This window comes from Rathayibacter sp. PhB179, from assembly GCF_004345345.1.
GTDB lineage: Bacteria > Actinomycetota > Actinomycetes > Actinomycetales > Microbacteriaceae > Rathayibacter > Rathayibacter festucae.
Genome location: NZ_SLVD01000015.1, coordinates 1 through 21,160, shown reverse-complemented (window position 1 = coordinate 21,160; position 21,160 = coordinate 1). Strand labels below are relative to the sequence as shown.

Genomic DNA, 21,160 nt, shown 5'->3' with positions numbered 1-21,160 from the left:
TGGCCCAGTGCCGGCGAGTGCTCGCGGGGATGATCGGTTTCGACATTGCCTGCGAAACTGCGAGAAGCGGGTCGAGGATTCAGGGTTATCTCGTTAACGATCTCTGAAAAACACAGGTGCCGAACAGAAGCGCACCGACTTCGCTCTCGCTGCCTAAGCCAGAGTAGATAGTCCGTCAGCCCGTGGGTGCGTCCTCGCCCCGGATCCTGGCGTCATCTAGAGGACTTGCTGCGTCGTTACGCCTGAGGGCGACGCGGGACTTGCACTCGGGCTGGGCCCGTCGACCGATGCGCCAGTGGTAACGGTCGGGGCCGAGCAGAACGCTCTCACTGGCTACACCCGTAGAAGGCGCAGAATCACAGCGATGGACGGGGGTTCGATTCCCCCCATCTCCACCACCGGTCGTCGTCGCACACAGGAGCTGCCGCTCCGAGCCGCCGCTGCTCCGAGCCGTCACTCCGGACGGACGTCGAGCTGGCGGACGCGGCCGTAGAGGGTCAGCAGCGCGAGGCGCTCGTCGTCGTCGCGCTCCGCACCGTTCTCCGGCCCCTGGAGCGTCGCGGGAGGCGTCCACGCGCGGTAGAGGTTCTCGGGCGTGACGACCGTCGCCATCGCCCCCTCCGGGTAGTGCGCGTGGGCATCGAGGGGCAGCTCGGCGAATCCGCTCGGGAGCATCCGCGCGAGTGCCTGCGTGAGCGGGGCGAGGCGCTCGGCGCGCTCGTCGTCGACGGTCAGCGTCACCGCGTTCATCGCCGCGAGAGCGGCGGCCAGGTGCTCGACCGCGTGGTCGTCCGCGCACTCCTCCGTGACCAGGAGGGCGATGACGCCGCGGGGCTTCAGCCAGCCCAGCACGGCGTCCTCCGCGCCGCCGTGCACCGACACGACTCGGTCCGAGGTCAGCGCGTAGTCGTGGATCAGCCGCGACCAGCGCCGGACGGAGTCCTCGGTCGAGTCGGCCAGCGCCTCCGCCGCCGAGAGCAGCGCGCACTGCCGCTGCAGCCGGGTGAAGAGGCTGTCCGCCGGCCGGAGCTCGTGCTCCGCCGTCGCCGAGCGCTCCGGCTCCGCGCTCTCCGGAACGTCTCCTGGGTGCTCGTGCATCTTCGACTCCTGCAGCGCTTCGCGGCACCCCCGAGCCGTTCGCCGATCGTGTGTGATCGTCCTCCCACAGTGCGCGTGCGCCGCGAACCTGTCAATCGAGGCGCGGAGGGGATTGACCCGGACGGCGGGCGTCCGGGCTGAGCGTCAGCGCGCGGCGTCGAAGAGGCTGCCCGTGGTCTCGCCGGTCGCCGGGTCGAAGACGGCGCAGAGCACGGCGCGGTCGCCGTGGCGCCAGCTGACCTCGGACGGGACGAAGCTGCGGTACTCGAGGGCGGAGTCGCCGTAGGCGATGCTCATCACCGCGCCGAACTCGGGCTCGCAGCCGGCGTCCGCCTGGGCCAGCAGGGTGTTGCGGCTGGTGTAGTCGTCGCCGGGCTGCGCGAAGACGTGGAAGACCTCGAGGTCGTGGCTGTCCGCGCAGGGGACGGCCTCGAAGTCGGCGACGCGGTCGTCGTCCGGCTCCCGGAGGCAGTCGCCCTTCGCCACCGAGAAGGCGTCGATGACGCCCGCGGTGGTGACCGTGCCGCTCTCGTCACGGAGTGCCGCCGGATCGTCGGAGCCGACGACGGACGAGCACGCCGCGAGCGGGAGCACGGCGGTCAGGAGTGCCGCCGCGAGGAGCGCCGAGCGCCGGCTCATCGGCGGGCGGCGATCGCGAGGACCTCGTCGTGCAGGAGGCCGTTGGTCGCGACGGCGCTGCCGTTCCAGGGGCCGTCCTCGCCGTCGGCGGAGGTGAAGCGGCCGCCCGCCTCCTGGACGATCGGGATCAGGGCGGCGAGGTCGTAGGGCTTCACGTCGAACTCGCCCGCGCCGTCGATGAGGCCCTCGGCGACCAGCATGTAGGGCCAGGCGTCGCCGTAGGCCCGGTCGCGCCAGACCGTGCGGGCGAGCTCCAGCAGCTGCTCGAGCCGGCCGGCGCCGTCCCACTGCTGGATGCTGTTGTAGCTGAAGGTGGCGTCGGCGAGGGACGCGACGCCGGAGACCTGGAGCCGGCGCGGCTCCTCGGCGGCCGGGGCGACCAGGACGCCGCGCAGGCCGTCCGGCAGGTCGAGGCTGCCCAGGGGAGCGCGGCTCTCGTCCACCCAGGCGCCGGCGGCCCTGGAGGCCCACCAGCGCTTGCCGAGGGCGGGGGCCGAGACGACGCCGACCACCGGGACGCCGTCGATCGCCAGCGCGATCAGGGTCGCCCAGATCGGGACGCCGCGGACGAAGTGCGCCGTGCCGTCGATCGGGTCGAGGATCCACTGGCGCGAGGCCTCGCCGGAGGTGCCGAACTCCTCGCCGAGGATCGCGTCGTCGGGGCGCTCGGCGGCGAGGACCGCGCGGATCGCCTCCTCGACGGCGCGGTCCGCGTCCGAGACGGGCGTGCTGTCGGGCTTGGTGTCCACGACGAGGTCGAGGGCGAGGAAGCGCTCGCGCGAGATCGCGTCGGCGGCGTCGGCGAGGCGGAGGGCGAGGCGGAGGTCGTCGTCGAGGGTCACGCGTCCACGATACTGAGCGCCCCCGCCGATGGCCTGGTGCCAGCGCGGCGTGGACGCGCGTCTCCCTGCTGCTCGAGTAGCCCCGGAGGGGCGCACTGCATGCTGGTCAGTGGCCCCGGAGGGGCGCACTGCATGCTGGTCGAGTAGCGCGCAGCGCGTATCGAGACCCACGTGTGCAGAAGGGTGGATCTCGATACGCCCGCTGCGCGGGCTACTCGATCAGCAGGGCGCGAGTGTCGATTTGACGAAACGGGGGTGGGCGCTGGTAATGTGATCCCTCGGTTCGGCACGCACGATTCGCCGGTCGCCACGCACCTCTAGCTCAATCGGCAGAGCAACTGACTCTTAATCAGTGGGTTCTCGGTTCAAGTCCGAGGGGGTGCACCACATCGAGACGCCCGCCACTCCGGCGGGCGTTTCGTCGTTTCCGGAGCGTCCGACGTCGTCGCGCTCCGCCTGGGCATCCCCGCAACGTGCGGCGTCGCCCCGTGCGCTCCCCGCCGTGTCCGTGGGAGGCTGCCCTCTTCGTCCGATCCGCTCGATGGTGCGCGCCCCTTCCCCCACCCGAAAGGACCGCCGTGCCCGAAGACGCCCTGCAAGAAGTCGGCTCCATCGCCCTCGCCGTGCTGATCGCCGTCGTGATCGCCGTCGTCGTGACCGCGGTCGTGGCGCTGATCATCCGCTCGATCGGCAAGCGCAAGACGTGGGCCCGGCTGCTGATCCGCCGGGTGCGCATCCCGTTCCGCGTGCTGCTGCTCACGATCGCCGTCTGGGCCGCGCTCGCCGCGACCGTCTCCGGTGACACCTGGCCGGGGCTCGTCGACCGGATCTTCCAGATCGCCACGATCGGCGCCGCCGCCTGGCTGGTCGGTGCGACCTTCGTCTTCCTCGAGGACCTGGGCGCAGAGCGCTACCGCACCGACACCGCCGACAACCGGCGGGCTCGCCGCCTGCGCACGCAGATGACGATCATCCGGCGGGTGGCCGTCGCGGCCGTCGTCGTGATCGCGATCGGCGCCTCGCTCCTGACCTTCCCCGAGGCGCGGACCGCCGGGGCGTCCCTGCTGGCCTCCGCCGGTGTGCTCTCGATCGTCGCCGGTCTCGCCGCGCAGTCGAGCCTGACCAACATCTTCGCGGGGATGCAGCTCGCCTTCAGCGACGCGATCCGCCTGGACGACGTGGTCATCGTCGAGAACGAGTGGGGTCGGATCGAGGAGATCACCCTGACCTACGTGGTGGTCCACCTCTGGGACGACCGCCGCCTGGTGCTCCCGACCAACTACTTCACCACCCAGCCCTTCCAGAACTGGACCCGGACCGGCTCCGAGCTGCTCGGCGCCGTCGAGCTCGATCTGGACTGGCGCGTCCGACCCGACGAGATGCGGGCCGAGCTGCACCGGATCCTCGAGGAGACCGATCTCTGGGACCAGCGGGTCAGCGTCCTGCAGGTCACCGACGCGGTCGGCGGCTACGTCCGCATCCGCGTGCTCGTTACCGCGAAGGACGCTCCGACGCTCTTCGACCTGCGCTGCTACGTCCGCGAGGGGCTGGTGAGCTGGCTGCACGAGAGCGACCCGATCGCCCTGCCGCGCCAGCGCGTGGAGATGCAGCACGAGGAGGCGGGCACCGCCCCCGCACCGCGCACCCGCACGAAGTCGGCGCCGGACAACCTGTTCTCGGGCGACCAGCAGTCCAACGAGCGCGGCGCGCTCTTCACCGGGCTGATCGACCTGCGCGAGACGCCCGACCGCGACGGCCGCCGGCACGACTGACCGCCACGGCGGGCGGGACCGGGCCTAACCGCGCTCGCCCGCGAAGGCGAGCAGCGCCTCGGCGATCTGCGCGTCGGCCTCCTCGTGGCTGATCGTGGCCGTGCCGTCGCCGGGCTGCGGGCCGTACCAGCCGAAGTCGGCGTGGTTCGACCCGTCGATCTCGACGAAGCGCGCGTCGGCGGGCAGCTGGTCGCTCGCCGCGGCGACCTTCGCCGGGGTGCTCAGGCCGTCCTCCGAGCCGCTCACGCTCAGCACCGGCAGTCCCGACGCGGAGAGGTCGTTCGCGCAGTAGCTGCCGAAGAGCACGAGGCCCGCGACCTCGGGGTCCTCGCCCCACTGGCAGGCCTTCACGCCGCCCAGGGAGTGGCCGCCGACCAGCCACTCGTCGACGCCGTCGGCCTGCGCCGTGAAGCTCTCGAGCGAGCGCAGATCGAAGAACGCCAGGTTGAGGATCGGCCGGGTGATCACCACGCTCGCACCCTCCTCGACGAGCGGCGCGAGGGTCGCCTCGTAGGAGGCCGCGTCGACCTTGGCGCCGGGGACGAAGACGAGGCCGACGCCGTCGAGGTCGGTGCCCGCGTCGTCCGTCGGGGTGAGCACGATCGCGGTGTCGGTGCGCTCGACGGCGACCGCCGGGTCCGCGTCGACGCGGGCGAGCGCCTCCGGATCGGGGCCCATCACGATCGAGGACCAGGTGAGGAAGCCGAGGACGGCGACGGCGACGAGGGCACCGATGCTCACGAGGACGATCCGCAGCGGGCGGCGCCGGCGCGGCGCCGCTCTGCGCGCGCTCATCGGTGCCGCGCGATCGCGTCGGCGGCCTGGACGAGCGCGAGGTGCGAGAGCGCCTGCGGAGTGTTGCCCGCGTGGCGCCGGTTCTCGACGTCGTACTCCTCCGAGAGCAGGCCGACGTCGTTGCAGAGCCCGACGAGGCGGTCCATCAGGGCGCGGGCGTCGTCGAGACGGCCGGAGTCGGCGTACTGCCGCACCAGCCAGAACGAGCAGGCCAGGAACGGGTGCTCCCCGCCGGCCAGGCCGTCGACCGAGGACTCGGTGCGGTAGCGGTGCAGCAGGCCGTCGTGCATCAGCGCCCGCTCGAGCTCGGCGACCGTGCCGAGCATCCGCGGGTCGTCGGCGGCGACGAAGCCGACCATCGGCAGCACGAGCAGCGAGGCGTCCACCTCGGTGGAGCCGTAGGACTGCACGTAGTGGCCGCGCTCGGAGTCGAAGCCCTGCTCCTCGATCTCGGCGCGGACGGTGTCGCGCAGCCGCTCCCAGGTCTCGACCGGGCCGTCGAGCCCGTGCTCGCGGACGGCGCGGACGCCGCGGTCCAGCGCCGCCCAGACCATCACCCGGGAGTGGGTGAAGTGCCTCGGCTCGCCGCGGATCTCCCAGATGCCGTTGTCGGGCCGCTGCCAGTTGCTCTCGACGAAGCCGAGCAGCGCGCGCTGCAGCGGCCAGGAGAACTCGTTCTCGTCCACTCCGGCCACTCGCGCCTCGTGCAGCGCCACCATCACCTCGCCGATCACGTCGGCCTGGTACTGGTCGACCGCCGCATTGCCGATCCGGACGGGGGAGGCGCCGTCGTAGCCGGGCAGGCTCGGCATCTCCCGCTCGGCCAGGTCGCGCTCGCCGGCCAGGCCGTACATGATCTGCACGTCCTCCGGGGCGCCGGCGACCGCCCGGAGCAGCCAGGCGCGCCACTTCTGCGCCTCCTTCTCGAAGCCGTGCGCGAGCAGGGCCTCGAGGGTGAGGGACGCGTCGCGGAGCCAGACGTAGCGGTAGTCCCAGTTGCGGCTGCCGCCGAACTCCTCGGGGAGGGAGGTGGTCGCGGCGGCGACGATGCCGCCGGTCTGGTCGTCGGTGAGAGCGCGCAGCGTGAGCAGCGAGCGGACCACGGCCTCGCGGTGCGGGCCGTCGTAGCGGATCGCGCCGGCCCAGTCCGTCCACCAGCGGACCGTGCGCTCGATCGCCCTGTCGACGTCGAGCACCTTCGGGGCGCGCTGGTGCGAGGGGAACCAGGCCATCGAGAGGTCGACCGTCTCGCCGGGCGCGACGTCGAACTCGGCGGAGTGCACGTGATCGGTCGCCGAGAGGCGCACGCCGCGGACGACGACCGCATCCGGGCCGGCGACGGCGACCAGCAGCGGATCCTCCTCCGTCCCCTCCTGGCGCACCCACGGCATCGTGCGGGCGTAGTCGAACCGGATCCGCAGCTCCTGGCGCATCCGCACCGAGCCGGAGACGCCCTTCACGCGGCGGACCAGCTCGGCGCGGTCGTCACGGAGCGGCATCACGTCGGTGACCTCGACGACGCCGGTCGCGGTGGTCCAGGTGGTGACGAGGGCGAGGGTGTCGCCGAGGTAGTGCCGCTCGACGGTCGCCTCCGGGTCCACCGGCCGGAGCGACCAGCGGCCCTGGTCGTCACCGCCGAGGAGCGCGCCGAAGATCGACGCGGAGTCGAAGCGGGGGAGGCAGAGCCAGTCGATTCCTCCGTCGCGGGAGACGAGAGCGGCGGTGCGGCAGTCGGAGAGGACGGCGTAGTCCTCGATCGGGGAGACCATGCGCTGATCCTGGCAGCAGAACACTGGGCGCTCCTGCGAGCGGGCGGGGCCGGCCGGCCGGGACGCACCGCCGTCAAGGCCGGGAAAGGTCGGCGGGGGCGCCGTAGGGTGTGGCGCATGCCTCAGTCGGTCCACACGCTGCTCATCCTCGGTGCGACGGGCGACCTGTCCGCCCGCCTGCTCCTCCCCGCTGTCGGTCAGCTCCTGACCCGCGAGCCCGATCGCCGCCTGCACCTCGTCGGCGCCGGTCAGGAGGACTGGACGCAGGAGCACTGGCACGAGGTCGTGTCCACGTCGTTCGCCACGGAGACCGCCTCGGGTGCCGGCATCGACGCCCTCGTCTCGGGCACGCGCTACCAGCAGGTGGACGTGACGGATCCGGAGGCGCTCGCCGCGCTGCTCGCGAGCTGCGAGGGACCCGTCGCGATCTACTTCGCCCTGCCGCCGGCGATCGCCGCGAAGGCCTGCGACGCGCTCGCCGCGCACGAGCTGCCGGAGGGGACGGTGCTCGCGCTCGAGAAGCCGTTCGGCACCGACGAGAAGAGCGCCCGGGACCTGAACGCGCGCGTCGCCGCGCTCGTCCCCGAGGACCGGGTGCACCGCGTCGACCACTTCCTCGGCCGCGCGACCGTCATGAACCTGCTCGGGCTGCGCTTCGCGAACCGGATCCTCGAGCCGCTGTGGTCCGCGGAGCACATCGAGAGCGTCGCCATCGTCTACGACGAGCAGCTGGGCCTCGAGGGGCGCGCGGGCTACTACGACGGCGCCGGCGCGCTGATCGACATGATCCAGAGCCACCTGCTGCAGGTGCTGGCGGTCGTCGCGATGGAGCCGCCGTCGACCCTCGGCGCGGCGGACCTGCGCGACGCCAAGGGCATCGTGCTGCGGGCGACGCGGCTGCACGGCGAGGACCTGAGCGCGAACTCGCGCCGGGCGCGCTACACCGCCGGCTCGGTCGACGGGCGCGAGCTCCCCGCCTACACGGACGAGAAGGGCGTCGACCCGTCGCGCAAGACCGAGACGCTGGCCGAGCTGACCGTCGAGATCGACACCTGGCGCTGGGCGGGCGTGCCGTTCACGCTGCGCTCGGGCAAGGCGCTGGGCGAGCGGCGGCGCGAGATCGTCATCCGCTTCAAGCCGGTGCCGCACCTGCCGGCCGGCTTCCACGGGACGGCCGAGGCATCGGTGCTGCGGCTGTTCCTCGCTCCGGACCAGATGGCGCTGGAGCTGAACATCAACGGCCCGGGCGACCCGTACACGCTCGAGCGCGCGTCGCTCGAGGCGACCTTCGGTGCGGGGGAGCTGCTGGCGTACGGCGAGGTCATCTCGGGGATCCTCGACGACGACCCGTCGCTCTCGGTCCGCGGCGACGCGGCCGAGGAGTGCTGGCGCATCGTCCAGCCCGCGATCGACGCCTGGCGCGCCGACGACGTGCCGCTGGACGAGTACCCGGCCGGCAGCGAGGGCCCGGAGCGCTGGCCGGCGGTCTGAGCGCGCGGGATCTCGATATGCCCTCTGCGAGGGCTACTCGATCAGCATGAAGCGGAGACGCCCTCTGCAGTGCTGATCGATCAGCAGGGGGGCATGGTGGTCGAGTAGCCGCGGAGCGGCGTATCGAGACCCGGCGGCAGGCGCGCAGGGCGTTTCGCGCCACAGCACGGCCGGGCTCCGCTCCGACCTACTGTGATCGGCGACCGGTGCCGAGTACGCGCCGGTCTCCGGTTCGAGGGAGTCCCCGTGGTCGTCGTCCTGTCCCCACTCGCCGGGCGCGCCGTGCCCCTCACGGCCGTCCCCGATCAGCTCTTCGCGGCCGGCGTGATGGGAGCCGGAATGGCGATCGAGCCTCCCGCGGAGCGCGTCGAGGTCCTCTCGCCGGTCCGCGGGGTCCTGCTCCAGGTGCTGCCGCACGCGTTCGTGGTCGTCGCGGACAGCGGACGAGCGGTGCTCGTCCACCTCGGGATCGACACGGTGGGGCTGAAGGGCGGCGGCTTCACGGTCCTCGCCGCCAAGGGCGACCGCGTCGAGGCCGAGACGCCGGTCCTGGAGTACGACGTCCCGGCGATCCTCGCCGCGGGACTCCCGACGGTGGTGCCCGTGGTCGTGCTGGAGCGGACCGCGGACCACGTCGACGCCCTCGTGGAGGACGGCGCGTCCGTCCTCGCCGGTGATCCTCTGCTGTCCGCATGACCGCCCGCACTCGGAGCGCGCCCGCCTCGCGTCGACGACTCGTCGTCCCCGGCTTCGCGGGTCTGCAGCGCCTCGGCAAGAGCCTCATGCTGCCGATCGCGGTGCTCCCGGCGGCCGGGCTCCTCCTCCGGATCGGACAGCCCGACCTGCTCGGGCGGATCGATCTGCCCGTGATCGGCCCGTTCTTCCAGGCGATGAGCGCGGCGGGCGGGGCCCTCTTCGAGAACCTGGCCCTGCTGTTCGCCGTCGGCGTCGCCATCGGGTTCACCAGGAGGCCGGACGGGTCGACCGCGCTCGCGGCCGTCGTCGGCCACCTCGTGCTCGCGAAGGTCTTCACCGTCCTGTCGCCGATCGTCCTGGCGGGGCGGACGACGGCCGCCGGCGACCAGGTGCAGATCGACTACAGCGTCTTCGGCGGCATCGTGGTCGGACTGCTCACGGCCGTGCTGTTCGACCGGTTCCACACCATCGCGCTCCCCGCCTACCTCGGTTTCTTCAGCGGCCGGCGGTTCGTCCCGATCGTCGTCTCGCTCGCGTGCCTCGTCGTCGGCTTCGGTCTGAGCTGGTTCTACCCGGTCTTCGAGTCCGGCCTCACCGGTCTCGGCGCCTTCATCGGCGGCACCGGGGCGCTCGGCGCCTTCGTCTACGGCTTCGCCAACCGCATGCTGATCCCGCTGGGGCTGCACCACATCCTCAATTCGTACGTCTGGTTCCTCCAGGGCTCGTACACGAACGCCGACGGCGGCGTCGTCACGGGCGAGCTGACGCGCTTCGCCGCGGGCGACCCGACGGCTGGCGCGCTCACCTCGGGCTTCTACCCGGTGCTCATGTTCGGACTCCCGGCGGCGGCGCTGGCGATGATCCACGTGTCGAACCGCTCGCAGCGCGCGGTCGCGATCGGCATCCTCGGTGCGGCCGGGCTGACCGCCTTCCTCACCGGCATCACCGAGCCGCTGGAGTTCGCGTTCATGTTCGCGGCGTTCCCGCTCTACGTCGTGCACGCTGTGCTGACCGGGCTGTCCCTCGCGATCGCCGACCTCCTCGACATCCACCTCGGCTTCTCGTTCTCGGCCGGGCTCGTCGACCTGCTTCTCTACGGCACGGCGCCGGCCGCGAAGAACGTGGGGCTGCTCGTGGTGATGGGAGTCGTGTACTCCGGCGTGTACTACCTGCTGTTCCGGGTCGTCATCCGGAGGTGGAACCTCCGCACGCCGGGCCGGGAGGAGGTCGTCTCCGGAGTGGACGTGGGCGAACCTGCCGCGGTCGTGGCGGAGCCGACCTCCGCGTCGAACGAACCGCCGGAGTCCGAGGCCGAGTCGCTCATCGCGGCCTTCGGTGGGCGCGGGAATCTCGTCCACGTCGACGCGTGCATCACGCGGCTGCGCGTCCAGGTCGGCGACCGGGCGCTGGTCGATCCCGCACGGCTGAAGGCTCTCGGCGCGGCCGGCGTGCTGGAGGTCGGCGAGAGCGTCCAGGCGGTCTTCGGCCCCCGCGCGGAGGCGCTGAAGAACGACATCCTCGACGTGCTCTGAGGCAGCCCATGCTGGTCGAGTAGCCGCGGAGCGGCGTATCGAGACCCAACGTGCTCAGGGGGGTGGATCTCGATACGCCCTCTGCGAGGGCTACTCGATCAGCATGAGTGGCGCCCTCTGCGAGGGCTACTCGATCAGCATGCAGGGGGCCGACGGGTCAGCGGGTGGCGTCGGCCGGGGTCGCGACGGAGGCGGAGTCGGGCTCGGCCCAGACGGCGATCGGCTTCGGGTCCCAGGTGAGGGCGGCGGGCTCGGTGACGGGGGCGGCCGGCTCCGCGGTGACGGGGGGAGTGGAGGCGCGCATCACGGGGATGGCGGAGGTGACCGGGTTGGCGGTGGCCTCGACGCCGGCGCGCAGCTGCTCGGCCTGGATGGCGGCGGACAGCTCGTGGGCGAGCGAGCGGGCGAGCATCCCGTGGAAGATCGGGTCGCGGTCGTCATGGCTGCGCCGGGTGACGACCCAGGCGCCCTCGGCGCCGACGAAGGCGGAGAGGCGCTCGTGCACGACGGCGAAGAGCTCGTCCTGCGTGAGCGCGGGGGCCGCGACGACCTCGGGGGCCGGCTGACGGCGCCTCAGACGAAACCTCATGACGAACCCCGTTTCCCGTGCCGCGTGCTGAGACTCCAGTGTCCAGGGGCGACGGCGCCGGAGCGCGCTGACACGCCGCGGCCGGTGGCTCGCGGCGTGTCAGAAGGCGGTCAGCGGTCGCGCTTCTTGCCGTTCTGCTCCTTGACGAGCTCCTTCGAGTCGTAGGAGACCGAGCCGATGGCGACCGCGAGAGCGATCGCCCAGCTGACCCACTGCAGGGCCAGCCGCCAGTCGCGCGGACCCTTGCGCGTCGTCTGCAGGATGGACCAGCCTCCGACGATCGCGCTGATGACGCTGGAATTGAGGATGAACTTGCGCATCGATTGCCTCCTGTGTTCACCACGACGCTAGTGGCCCGGCCCCGTTCCCTCCCAACGGTTGACACCGCCGACGGCCAGCGGACGGCTCCGTCGTCGGTGTCGCCCGCTACGGTGAACCGCTGCTCGGCGCCGGGCCGCGGCACGGACCGAGGAGAACGGATACGAGATGCGCACGGCTGTGATCGGGGCGGTGCTCCTCGTGCTCGGCGTGATCGCCGCTCTCACCGGGGTCCTGCCGATGGACGCGCTCGGCGAGCTGGTCGAGCGCACGGCGCCGATCCTGGCCTTCGTGGTCGCCGTCACCGTGGTGGCGGAGCTGGCCTCCGAGGCCGGAGTCTTCACGGTCGTGGCGGAGCGGGCGGCGATCTGGGGCCGCGGGCGGACCGCGCTGCTCTGGCTCCTGGTCGTCGCGATGGCGATCGTCAGCACCGTCTTCCTCTCCCTCGACACGACCGCCGTGCTGCTCACGCCGGTGGTCGTGCTGCTCGCCGCGCACGTCCGGGTGTCGCCGCTGCCGTTCGCGATGGCGACCGTCTGGCTCGCCAATTGCGCCTCCCTGCTGCTCCCTGTGTCGAACCTCACCAACCTCCTGGCAGAGAGGCGGCTCGGCGTCGACGGGCCGCTCGCCTTCGCCGCGCTGACCGCCGCGCCCGCGCTCGTCGCCGCCGTGGTCCCGGTGCTCGTGCTCGCGATCCGCTACCGCCGCGAGCTGGCCGGCCGCTACCGGACGGGGGAGCGGACCCCGGTCGAGGACCGCGTCCTGCTGATCGGCGCCGGCGTCGTCGTCGCGCTGCTGCTGCCCGCCCTCGTCTCCGGGCTCGAGGTGTGGATCCCGGCGGCCGTCGCGGCGCTCGCCCTCGTCGTGCTCTTCGCGGTGCGGAGGCCGTCCGCGCTGAAGGTCTCGCTGCTGCCCTGGCAGCTGGTCGTCTTCGCCTCCGGGCTCTTCGTCGTGATGGAGGCGGCGCACCAGCTCGGGCTCGGAGCGGCGCTCGCCGTGGTCGCGGGCGACGGGAGCGGCGTGGGCGACCTGCTCCGGCTCGCGGGCTCCGGCGTCGTGGCCGCGAACCTCGTCGACAACCTGCCCGCCTATCTCGCGCTCGAGCCGGTCGCCGCCGACCCGGTGCGCCTGGTCGCCCTGCTGATCGGCGTGAACGCCGGCCCGCTGATCACCCCGTGGGCCTCGCTCGCCACCCTGCTCTGGCACCAGCGGCTGACCGCGCTCGGCGTGACGATCTCCTGGCGGCAGTACGCGCTGCTCGGCGCCGTCGCGGTGGTGCCGACGGTCGGCGGCGCGGTGCTCGCGCTGGCCCTCGCCCAGGGCTGAGCCCGGCCCCCGTTCGAGTGCGGCTGGTAGCCTCGGCGGGTACGAAGACGGGCACGACCGACGATCGGGACCACCATTCCTCCGCACTCCGCCTCCGCCCCCGCACCCCTCGAGGACAGCGCCGACGGGACGACTCCAGCCGCCGCCGACCACACCGCCGGAGCGCGCAACGCGTTCGTCGTGGTCTCCAACCGCCTCCCGGTCGACCGCGTCGTCGACGCCGACGGCACCGCCTCGTGGAAGACGTCGCCCGGCGGGCTGGTCACCGCGCTCGAGCCCGTGATGCGGGCCAACGAGGGCGCCTGGGTCGGCTGGCCCGGGGTCGCGGACGAGGAGGTCGCGCCGTTCGAGAACGACGGCGTGCTGATCGTCCCGGTCGCCCTCAGCGCCCAGGAGCTCGAGGACTACTACGAGGGCTTCTCCAACGACACCCTCTGGCCGCTGTACCACGACGTGATCGCGCCGCCCACGTACCACCGCGAGTGGTGGGACGCCTACGTGCGGGTGAACCGCCGCTTCGCCGAGGCCGCCGCCGCGGTCACCGAGCAGGACGGCGTGGTCTGGGTGCAGGACTACCAGCTGCAGCTCGTGCCGAAGATGCTCCGCGAGCTGCGCCCGGACGTCACGATCGGCTTCTTCAACCACATCCCGTTCCCGCCCTACGGCATCTTCGCCCAGCTCCCGTGGCGCAAGCAGATCGTCGAGGGCCTGCTCGGCGCCGACGTCATCGGCTTCCAGCGCCAGGGCGACGCGGGCAGCTTCCTCCGCGCGGTCCGCCGCCTGCTCGGCTACGACACCCGCAGCACCGTCGTCGAGGTGCCGGTCGAGGACGACGCGGTCGACGGCACCCGCCGGGTCAACCGCTCGCGCCGCGGCGCCAGCGTCCGCCCGGTCGTCGCCCGGCACTTCCCGATCTCGATCGACGCCGCCGCCTTCGAGGCGATGGCGCGCACCCCCGAGATCCAGGAGCGGGCGCGCCAGATCCGCTCCGATCTGGGCGACCCCGAGACCGTCATGCTCGGCGTCGACCGCCTCGACTACACCAAGGGCATCGGCCACCGGCTGAAGGCGTTCGGCGAGCTGCTCGCCGACGGCCGGCTCAGCACCAAGGACGCGGTGCTCGTGCAGGTCGCGAGCCCGAGCCGCGAGCGTGTCGAGACCTACAAGCAGCTGCGCGACGACATCGAGCTGCAGGTCGGCCGGATCAACGGCGACTACGGCACGATCGGCAACCCGGCGATCAGCTACCTGCATCACGGCTACCCGCGCGAGGAGATGGTCGCCCTCTACCTCGCCGCCGACGTGATGCTGGTGACGGCGCTGCGCGACGGGATGAACCTGGTCGCCAAGGAGTACGTCGCCTCCCGCTTCGACAACGACGGCGTGCTCGTGCTGAGCGAGTTCACCGGCGCGGCGGACGAGCTCAAGCAGGCCGTGCAGATCAACCCGCACGACATCTCCGGCCTCAAGGACGCCATCGAGAGCGCGGCCCGGATGCCGCGGGCCGAGCGCACTCGCCGGATGCGGGCGCTGCGCCGCCGCGTGCTCGAGAACGACGTCTCGCGCTGGTCGGCGAGCTTCCTCGATGCGCTGAGCGAGCACGCCGCGGGCCAGCAGCTCGACGTGCACCCGGCCGCGCGCGGCCAGGAGGCGCCGCTCGGCCAGGAGGCGGAGCACCACGAGGACGGGGTCCGCGGTCGCGCGGCCGAGGACGCGCACCACGAGGACGCCCGCCGCGACGAGGCGGAGGCGTCGCGATGACCGCCGTCATGCCGACCCCCGGCGAGCACCTGCCCGGCGTGCCCGACCGCCTCGTCGCCGCGCTGCACGAGCTCGCCGCGACCGGCCGTCTGCTGGTGGCACTCGACTTCGACGGGACGCTCGCACCCGAGGTCGACGACCCGGCGCACGCCCGCGCCCTGCCCGAGGCGCGCGAGGCGGTCCTCCGACTGCTCGCGCTGCCCGGCACCCGCGTCGCACTGGTCTCCGGCCGTGCCCTCGGCAGCCTCGAGGAGGTCGCGCAGCTGCCCGACGAGGCGCTGCTGGTCGGCTCGCACGGCATCGAGATCCGCCTGGACCCGGGCGACGACGCCGTCCGCCTCGACGAGACCGAGCTGGCGAAGGTCGGCGTGCTCGAGGACGTGCTGAAGGGCATCGCCCGCGGGATCGACAACGTCTGGATCGAGGACAAGCCGGCCGGCTTCGCCCTGCACACCCGCCTCGCCACCGACCGGCACAGCCGCGTCGCGCACGTCGTCGCCCTGTCGGAGGCGCGCGCCGAGGTCGAGGGCGTCACCGTCCGCGAGGGCAAGAACGTCCTCGAGTTCTCGGTCCGCTCGACCACCAAGGGCGAGGCCGTGCAGCACCTGCGCCGCTACACCGGCGCGACCGCCGTGCTCTACGCCGGCGACGACGTCACGGATGAGGACGCCTTCGCGGTCCTCGGCACCGGCGACGTCGGTGTCAAGAGCGGTCCCGGCACGACCTCGGCCGCCTACCGCGTCCGCGGCCCCGAGCAGATCGCCCACGTGCTGTCGCTCCTCGCCGACTTCCGCGCCACCGCGGACTGACCAGCGCCGGTCGATCCGTCACGAACGGTCGGCGCGCGGCCACTGACACGACCATCGCTGCCGGATCGAGGCGACGGACGCGACCGTTCGCGACGGATCGGGACGCGCTCGGCAGCGCCGGAGCACCGCGCGCGAGGCGGTAGCCTCGTCACATGCCGGAAATCGATTGGAAGCCTCGTTCGCGCACCGTCACGGACGGCATCGAGGCCACGACGTCGCGCGGGATGCTGCGCGCCGTGGGAATGGGCGATGACGACTGGGAGAAGCCCCAGATCGGCATCGCGTCGTCCTGGAACGAGATCACCCCCTGCAACCTCTCGCTGGAGCGCCTCGCGCGCAGCGCGAAGGAGGGCGTGCACTCGGGCGGCGGCTATCCGCTGCAGTTCGGCACCATCTCCGTCTCGGACGGCATCTCGATGGGTCACGAGGGCATGCACTTCTCGCTCGTCTCACGCGAGGTCATCGCCGACTCCGTCGAGACCGTGATGATGGCCGAGCGCCTCGACGGCACCGTCATGCTGGCCGGCTGCGACAAGTCGCTGCCCGGCATGCTGATGGCCGCCGCGCGCCTCGACCTCGCCGCCGTCTTCGTCTACGCCGGGTCGATCGCGCCGGGCTGGGTCAAGCTGTCCGACGGCACCGAGAAGGACATCACGATCATCGACTCCTTCGAGGCGGTCGGCGGCGTCAAGGCCGGGATCATGTCCGAGGAGGACGCCAAGCGCATCGAGTGCGCCTTCGCCCCGGGCGAGGGCTCCTGCGGTGGCATGTACACCGCGAACACCATGGCCAGCGTCGCCGAGGCGCTCGGGATGAGCCTGCCCGGCTCCGCGTCGCCCGCCGCGGCCGACCGCCGCCGCGACTACTTCGCCCGCAAGTCGGGGGAGGCGGTCGTCGAGCTGCTGCGCAACGGCACCACCGCGCGCGACATCCTGACCAAGGAGGCGTTCGAGAACGCGATCGCCGTGGCCATGGCCTTCGGCGGCTCGACCAACGTCATCCTGCACCTGCTCGCGATCGCGAACGAGGCCGAGGTCGACCTCACGATCGACGACTTCAACCGCATCGGCGACACGATCCCGCACATCGGCGACCTCAAGCCGTTCGGCAAGTACGTGATGAACGACGTCGACCGCCACGGCGGCGTCCCCGCCGTGATGAAGGCCCTGCTCGACGCGGGCCTGCTGCACGGCGACTGCCTCACCGTCACCGGGAAGACCGTCGCCGAGAACCTCGCGGCGATGGACATCGCGCCGCTGGACGGCGAGGTCATCCGCACCCTCGACAACCCGATCCACGCCACCGGCGGACTGACCGTGCTCAAGGGCTCGCTCGCTCCCGAGGGCGCGGTCGTCAAGACGGCCGGCTTTGACGCCTCCGTGTTCGAGGGCCCCGCGCGGGTCTTCGAGCGCGAGCGCGCCGCGATGGACGCGCTGACCGACGGCCAGATCAAGAAGGGCGACGTGGTGGTCATCCGGTACGAGGGCCCCAAGGGCGGCCCGGGCATGCGCGAGATGCTGGCCATCACTGCCGCCATCAAGGGGGCCGGCCTCGGAAAAGATGTACTACTGTTGACCGACGGACGATTCTCAGGCGGCACAACCGGCCTGTGCATCGGCCACATAGCTCCCGAATCGGTGGACGCAGGTCCCATCGCATTCGTTCGCGACGGAGACCCGATTCGGGTCGACATCGCCGCTCGATCGATCGACCTACTCGTCGACGAATCCGAGCTCGCCGCCCGCCGAGAAGGCTGGGCGCCCCTCCCTCCGCGCTACACCCGCGGTGTCCTCGCCAAGTACGCCAAGCTCGTCCGCTCGGCCGCCGAGGGCGCCACCACGGGTTGATCCCGGCCCGCTCGGGCCGGCCGCGCACTCGCGCCTCCCGGGCACCGCTCGCTCGCACTCCGAGCCCCCGGTGCCCGCCGCCGCACACCGCTTCGAAGGAATCGACACCCGCATGACCCCGGACCCGTCCGCCGCGCCTCCCGCCCCGACCCCCCAGCCACCCCGCTCCGCTGCGTCCGCGACGGCGGTCGCTCCCGTCGCCGAGTCGCTCACCGGAGCGCAGGCGGTCGTCCGCTCGCTCGAGATGCTCGGGATCGAGGACGTCTTCGGCCTGCCCGGCGGCGCGATCCTGCCCGTCTACGACCCGCTGATGGACTCGTCGAAGATCCGCCACATCCTGGTCCGCCACGAGCAGGGCGCCGGCCACGCGGCCGAGGGCTACGCCGCGGCGACCGGGAAGCTCGGCGTCTGCATCGCGACCTCCGGGCCCGGCGCGACCAACCTCGTCACGGCGATCGCGGACGCGTACATGGACTCCGTGCCGATGCTCGCGATCACCGGTCAGGTCTTCTCGACGCTGATGGGCACCGACGCCTTCCAGGAGGCGGACATCGTCGGCATCACGATGCCGATCACCAAGCACTCCATCCTGGTCACGCGCCCCGAGGACATCCCCTCGGCGCTCGCCTCCGCCGTGCTGATCGCGACGACGGGCCGCCCCGGCCCGGTGCTCGTCGACATCACCAAGGACGCGCAGCAGGACGCGGCGCCGTTCGTCTGGCCGCCCAAGGTCGACCTGCCCGGCTACCGCCCGGTGACGAAGGCGCACGGCAAGCAGATCCAGGCCGCGGCGCAGCTGCTGGCCGAGGCGAAGAAGCCCGTGCTGTACGTCGGCGGCGGCATCATCCGCGCCCGTGCGGCGGCCGAGCTCCTGGCGTTCGCCGAGGCCTGCGGCGCTCCCGTCGTCACGACGCTGATGGCGCGCGGCGCGTTCCCGGACTCGCACGAGCAGCAGCTCGGCATGCCCGGCATGCACGGCACCGTCCCCGCGGTGCTCGCGCTGCAGGAGTCGGACCTGATCCTCGCGCTCGGCTCGCGCTTCGACGACCGCGTGACCGGCAAGGCGGCGCTCTTCGCGCCCAACGCCAAGGTCGTGCACGTCGACATCGACCCGGCGGAGATCTCGAAGATCCGCACGGCCGACGTGCCGATCGTGGGCGACCTGAAGGACGTCCTGCCGGACCTCACCGACGCGTTCGCGAAGGCGATCGACGGCGCCGCGCCCGACACGGCCGACTGGTGGACCTACCTCAAGGGCCTGCAGGAGGAGTTCCCGCTCGGCTACACCGAGCCGGTCGACGGCCTGCTGTCCCCGCAGTACGTGATCAAGCGGATCGGCGAGATCACCGGACCCGAGGGCGTCTTCGCCTCGGGTGTCGGCCAGCACCAGATGTGGGCGGCGCAGTTCATCAAGTACGAGCGCCCCAACTCGTGGCTCAACTCCGGCGGCGCCGGCACGATGGGCTACTCCGTGCCCGCGGCGATGGGCGCCAAGGTCGGCGAGCCGGACCGCACGGTCTGGGCGATCGACGGCGACGGCTGCTTCCAGATGACCAATCAGGAGCTCGCCACCTGCACGATCAACGACATCCCGATCAAGGTCGCGGTGATCAACAACTCCTCGCTCGGCATGGTGCGCCAGTGGCAGACCCTGTTCTACGAGGGCCGCTACTCGAACACCGACCTCAACACGGGGCACGACACCGTCCGGGTGCCGGACTTCGTGAAGCTCGCGGAGGCCTACGGCGCCCTGGGCATCCGGGTCACCAAGCCGGAGGAGATCGACGCGGCCATCGAGCTGGCGATCGCCACCAACGACCGGCCGGTCGTCATCGACTTCGTGGTCAGCCGCGACTCCATGGTGTGGCCGATGGTCCCGCAGGGCGTCTCGAACAGCTACGTCCAGTACGCCAGAGACCACAGCCCGACCTGGGACGACGAGGAGTAGACCGCATGACCCACCACGTTCTCTCCCTGCTCGTCGAGGACAAGCCGGGACTGCTCACCCGCGTCGCGGGGCTGTTCGCGCGCCGCGGCTTCAACATCGAGTCGCTGGCCGTCGGGCCGACCGAGCTCGAGGGGCTCTCGCGCATCACGGTCGCCGTGGACGTCGAGGACCTCCCGCTCGAGCAGGTGACCAAGCAGCTGAACAAGCTGATCAACGTCATCAAGATCGTCGAGCTCGACCCCGACCAGTCGGTGCACCGCGAGCACCTGCTCGTGAAGGTGCGCGTCGACAACGTCACCCGCTCGCAGGTGCTCGAGGCCGTGAACCTCTTCCGCGCCCGCGTGGTCGACGTCGCGACCGACGCCCTGGTGATCGAGGTCACCGGCGACTCCGGCAAGACCACCGCGTTCCTCCGGGTCATCGAGCCCTACGGGATCAAGGAGATCGCCCAGTCGGGCCTGCTGGCCATCGGCCGCGGCTCGAAGTCGATCACCGAGCGCGTCTTCAAGAACTGACGGCTCCGCGCCGTCCCCTCTGCTCCGCCCACTCCACAACCAGAAAAGGAAGCATCACGTGACCGAGCTCATCTACGACGCCGACGCCGATCTCTCCATCATCCAGTCCAAGAAGGTCGCGATCGTCGGCTACGGCTCGCAGGGCCACGCGCACGCGCAGAACCTCCGCGACTCCGGTGTCCAGGTCGTCATCGCTCTCAAGGAGGGGTCGAAGTCGACCGCCAAGGCCGAGGACGACGGGTTCGAGGTCAAGAGCGTCGCCGACGCCGCCGAGTGGGCCGACCTGATCATGATCCTCGCGCCGGACCAGCACCAGCGCGCCATCTACAGCGAGCAGATCGCGGACAAGCTGACCGAGGGCAAGACCCTCGCCTTCGCGCACGGCTTCAACATCCGCTTCGGCTACATCGAGGCCCCCGCGGGGGTCGACGTGATCCTGATCGCGCCGAAGGCCCCGGGCCACACCGTGCGCCGCGAGTTCGTCGCCGGCCGCGGCATCCCGGACATCATCGCCGTCGAGAACGACGCGACCGGCACCGCCTGGGAGACCGCGAAGTCGTACGCGAAGGCCATCGGCGGCACCCGCGCCGGCGTCATCAAGACGACCTTCACCGAGGAGACCGAGACCGACCTGTTCGGCGAGCAGGCCGTGCTCTGCGGCGGCACCTCGCAGCTCGTCCAGTACGGCTTCGAGACCCTCGTCGAGGCCGGCTACCAGCCCGAGATCGCCTACTTCGAGGTGCTCCACGAGCTCAAGCTGATCGTCGACCTGATGTGGGAGGGCGGCATCGCCAAGCAGCGCTGGTCGGTCTCCGACACGGCCGAGTACGGCGACTACGTGTCCGGCCCCCGCGTCATCGACCCGAGCGTCAAGGAGAACATGAAGGCCGTTCTGGGCGACATCCAGAACGGTGCCTTCGCGAAGCGCTTCATCGCGGACCAGGACGCGGGAGCGCCCGAGTTCCAGGAGCTGCGCGCCAAGGGCGAGAAGCACCCGATCGAGGAGACCGGCCGCGAGCTGCGCAAGCTCTTCGCCTGGAAGCAGACCGACGAGGACTACACCGACGGCAGCGTCGCGCGCTAGTCGCCCGCTTCTGACGACCTGGAGCCCCGGGCCGTCGACGGACACCGCTTCTGCGGCGGACGTCGGCGGTGCCGGGGCTCCGTCGCGTCCGGGGGGCCGTTGTTCGGGCGGTGGTGGATCTCGATACGCCCGCTGCGCGGGCTACTCGATCAGCATGAAACGGATGCGGTCCGCCGTGGAGTCGAGCCGACTTCCTCGGAGGGGCTCCATTCATGGTGGTCGAGTAGCCGCGGAGCGGCGTATCGAGCGGCGAAGCCGCTTCGCGTCTCGGTGGTGAGGGAAAACTGCTTGTGGCTGGGCGGGTGTGGTTCGAAGATGGTGGTGTCGTG

19 protein-coding genes, 1 tRNA gene and 1 other RNA gene are annotated in these 21,160 nt (G+C 71.8%); 13 read left to right on the top strand and 8 right to left on the bottom strand.

Annotated elements, in window-relative coordinates; genetic code table 11:
* Window positions 1–25 precede the first annotated feature (25 nt).
* Window positions 26–398: a transfer-messenger RNA gene (gene ssrA / locus EDF43_RS21425) on the top strand.
* A 55-nt stretch (window positions 399–453) separates the two neighbouring features.
* On the opposite strand, the gene EDF43_RS21420 is transcribed toward ssrA, so the two are convergent.
* From EDF43_RS21420 to EDF43_RS21410, 3 genes are all read right to left on the bottom strand, one after another.
* Window positions 454–1,098, bottom strand: coding sequence for a hypothetical protein (locus tag EDF43_RS21420; RefSeq protein WP_132438500.1), 645 nt, complete (start codon window positions 1,096–1,098; stop codon window positions 454–456).
* 144 nt (window positions 1,099–1,242) lie between these two features.
* A complete protein-coding gene (locus EDF43_RS21415; protein WP_132438501.1) occupies window positions 1,243–1,737 on the bottom strand; it encodes a septum formation family protein in 495 nt (164 codons plus the stop codon).
* Window positions 1,734–2,579 carry an inositol monophosphatase family protein gene (locus EDF43_RS21410; protein WP_132438502.1) on the bottom strand — a complete coding sequence of 282 codons (846 nt, stop codon included), beginning with the start codon at window positions 2,577–2,579 and terminating at the stop codon, window positions 1,734–1,736. The genes EDF43_RS21415 and EDF43_RS21410 overlap by 4 nt, the downstream gene beginning before the upstream one ends.
* Before the next feature lie 311 nt (window positions 2,580–2,890).
* Here EDF43_RS21410 and EDF43_RS21405 point away from each other — a divergent pair.
* Window positions 2,891–2,966: transfer RNA gene (locus EDF43_RS21405), tRNA-Lys, on the top strand.
* A gap of 191 nt (window positions 2,967–3,157) precedes the next feature.
* Window positions 3,158–4,351: a mechanosensitive ion channel domain-containing protein gene (locus tag EDF43_RS21400; protein WP_132438503.1), complete on the top strand. Its 1,194-nt coding sequence runs from the start codon at window positions 3,158–3,160 to the stop codon at window positions 4,349–4,351.
* 24 nt (window positions 4,352–4,375) lie between these two features.
* On the opposite strand, the gene EDF43_RS21395 is transcribed toward EDF43_RS21400, so the two are convergent.
* Together EDF43_RS21395 and EDF43_RS21390 are read right to left on the bottom strand one after the other, a co-directional pair.
* A complete protein-coding gene (locus tag EDF43_RS21395) occupies window positions 4,376–5,146 on the bottom strand; it encodes an alpha/beta hydrolase (protein WP_132438504.1) in 771 nt (256 codons plus the stop codon).
* Window positions 5,143–6,915, bottom strand: a complete 1,773-nt coding sequence (locus EDF43_RS21390) for a glycoside hydrolase family 15 protein (protein ID WP_132438505.1) — start codon at window positions 6,913–6,915, stop codon at window positions 5,143–5,145. The genes EDF43_RS21395 and EDF43_RS21390 overlap by 4 nt, the downstream gene beginning before the upstream one ends.
* Before the next feature lie 117 nt (window positions 6,916–7,032).
* Here EDF43_RS21390 and EDF43_RS21385 point away from each other — a divergent pair, with 117 nt between their 5' ends.
* The 3 genes from EDF43_RS21385 (at window position 7,033) to EDF43_RS21375 (ending at window position 10,634) form a co-directional block, all read left to right on the top strand.
* On the top strand, window positions 7,033–8,406 hold the full coding sequence (locus EDF43_RS21385; protein ID WP_185020244.1) for a glucose-6-phosphate dehydrogenase: 1,374 nt from the start codon (window positions 7,033–7,035) through the stop codon (window positions 8,404–8,406).
* Between the two features lie 246 nt (window positions 8,407–8,652).
* Window positions 8,653–9,102, top strand: a complete 450-nt coding sequence (locus tag EDF43_RS21380; protein WP_132438506.1) for a PTS glucose transporter subunit IIA — start codon at window positions 8,653–8,655, stop codon at window positions 9,100–9,102.
* Complete coding sequence (locus EDF43_RS21375) at window positions 9,099–10,634, top strand: PTS transporter subunit EIIC (RefSeq protein ID WP_132438507.1); 1,536 nt, start codon at window positions 9,099–9,101, stop codon at window positions 10,632–10,634. The genes EDF43_RS21380 and EDF43_RS21375 overlap by 4 nt, the downstream gene beginning before the upstream one ends.
* A gap of 157 nt (window positions 10,635–10,791) precedes the next feature.
* On the opposite strand, the gene EDF43_RS21370 is transcribed toward EDF43_RS21375, so the two are convergent.
* Both EDF43_RS21370 and EDF43_RS21365 read right to left on the bottom strand, forming a co-directional pair.
* Entirely contained in the window at window positions 10,792–11,223 is a 432-nt protein-coding gene (locus EDF43_RS21370; RefSeq protein ID WP_132438508.1) for a hypothetical protein, read from the bottom strand.
* A 110-nt stretch (window positions 11,224–11,333) separates the two neighbouring features.
* Window positions 11,334–11,543 (bottom strand): hypothetical protein, encoded by a 210-nt coding sequence (locus EDF43_RS21365; RefSeq protein ID WP_123447985.1) that lies wholly within the window; start codon window positions 11,541–11,543, stop codon window positions 11,334–11,336.
* A gap of 166 nt (window positions 11,544–11,709) precedes the next feature.
* On the opposite strand from EDF43_RS21365, the gene EDF43_RS21360 reads away from it, so the two are divergent.
* The 7 genes from EDF43_RS21360 to ilvC all read left to right on the top strand — a co-directional run bounded on the left by EDF43_RS21360 (window position 11,710) and on the right by ilvC (window position 20,831).
* Window positions 11,710–12,867 carry an SLC13 family permease gene (locus tag EDF43_RS21360; RefSeq protein ID WP_132438509.1) on the top strand — a complete coding sequence of 386 codons (1,158 nt, stop codon included), beginning with the start codon at window positions 11,710–11,712 and terminating at the stop codon, window positions 12,865–12,867.
* 180 nt (window positions 12,868–13,047) lie between these two features.
* Complete coding sequence (locus EDF43_RS21355) at window positions 13,048–14,628, top strand: trehalose-6-phosphate synthase (RefSeq protein ID WP_132438510.1); 1,581 nt, start codon at window positions 13,048–13,050, stop codon at window positions 14,626–14,628.
* Entirely contained in the window at window positions 14,625–15,437 is an 813-nt protein-coding gene (gene otsB, locus EDF43_RS21350; protein WP_132438511.1) for a trehalose-phosphatase, read from the top strand. The genes EDF43_RS21355 and otsB overlap by 4 nt, the downstream gene beginning before the upstream one ends.
* A 152-nt stretch (window positions 15,438–15,589) precedes the next feature.
* Window positions 15,590–17,284 (top strand): dihydroxy-acid dehydratase, encoded by a 1,695-nt coding sequence (gene ilvD / locus EDF43_RS21345; RefSeq protein WP_132438512.1) that lies wholly within the window; start codon window positions 15,590–15,592, stop codon window positions 17,282–17,284.
* A gap of 112 nt (window positions 17,285–17,396) precedes the next feature.
* Window positions 17,397–19,232 carry an acetolactate synthase large subunit gene (locus EDF43_RS21340; protein ID WP_132438513.1) on the top strand — a complete coding sequence of 612 codons (1,836 nt, stop codon included), beginning with the start codon at window positions 17,397–17,399 and terminating at the stop codon, window positions 19,230–19,232.
* 5 nt (window positions 19,233–19,237) lie between these two features.
* Window positions 19,238–19,747 (top strand): acetolactate synthase small subunit, encoded by a 510-nt coding sequence (gene ilvN / locus EDF43_RS21335; protein ID WP_123447978.1) that lies wholly within the window; start codon window positions 19,238–19,240, stop codon window positions 19,745–19,747.
* Between the two features lie 58 nt (window positions 19,748–19,805).
* Window positions 19,806–20,831, top strand: a complete 1,026-nt coding sequence (gene ilvC / locus EDF43_RS21330) for a ketol-acid reductoisomerase (protein WP_123447977.1) — start codon at window positions 19,806–19,808, stop codon at window positions 20,829–20,831.
* Window positions 20,832–20,980: 149 nt separating this feature from the next.
* Here the strand turns inward: ilvC and EDF43_RS22220 are convergent.
* The coding region (locus EDF43_RS22220) for a hypothetical protein (protein ID WP_207901907.1) at window positions 20,981–21,160 on the bottom strand (180 nt) is incomplete at its 5' end.

Excerpts from the sequence above, each read along its gene's own strand:
- EDF43_RS21375 (WP_132438507.1), top strand. The coding sequence starts at position 9,099 with ATGACCGCCCGCACTCGGAGCGCGCCCGCCTCGCGTCGACGACTCGTC.
- ilvD (WP_132438512.1), top strand. The coding sequence starts at position 15,590 with ATGCCGGAAATCGATTGGAAGCCTCGTTCGCGCACCGTCACGGACGGC.
- EDF43_RS21420 (WP_132438500.1), bottom strand. The coding sequence starts at position 1,098 with ATGCACGAGCACCCAGGAGACGTTCCGGAGAGCGCGGAGCCGGAGCGC.
- otsB (WP_132438511.1), top strand. The coding sequence starts at position 14,625 with ATGACCGCCGTCATGCCGACCCCCGGCGAGCACCTGCCCGGCGTGCCC.
- EDF43_RS21360 (WP_132438509.1), top strand. The coding sequence starts at position 11,710 with ATGCGCACGGCTGTGATCGGGGCGGTGCTCCTCGTGCTCGGCGTGATC.
- EDF43_RS21415 (WP_132438501.1), bottom strand. The coding sequence starts at position 1,737 with ATGAGCCGGCGCTCGGCGCTCCTCGCGGCGGCACTCCTGACCGCCGTG.
- EDF43_RS21390 (WP_132438505.1), bottom strand. The coding sequence starts at position 6,915 with ATGGTCTCCCCGATCGAGGACTACGCCGTCCTCTCCGACTGCCGCACC.
- EDF43_RS21340 (WP_132438513.1), top strand. The coding sequence starts at position 17,397 with ATGACCCCGGACCCGTCCGCCGCGCCTCCCGCCCCGACCCCCCAGCCA.
- ilvN (WP_123447978.1), top strand. The coding sequence starts at position 19,238 with ATGACCCACCACGTTCTCTCCCTGCTCGTCGAGGACAAGCCGGGACTG.
- EDF43_RS21385 (WP_185020244.1), top strand. The coding sequence starts at position 7,033 with ATGCCTCAGTCGGTCCACACGCTGCTCATCCTCGGTGCGACGGGCGAC.
- EDF43_RS21365 (WP_123447985.1), bottom strand. The coding sequence starts at position 11,543 with ATGCGCAAGTTCATCCTCAATTCCAGCGTCATCAGCGCGATCGTCGGA.
- EDF43_RS21395 (WP_132438504.1), bottom strand. The coding sequence starts at position 5,146 with ATGAGCGCGCGCAGAGCGGCGCCGCGCCGGCGCCGCCCGCTGCGGATC.
- EDF43_RS21370 (WP_132438508.1), bottom strand. The coding sequence starts at position 11,223 with ATGAGGTTTCGTCTGAGGCGCCGTCAGCCGGCCCCCGAGGTCGTCGCG.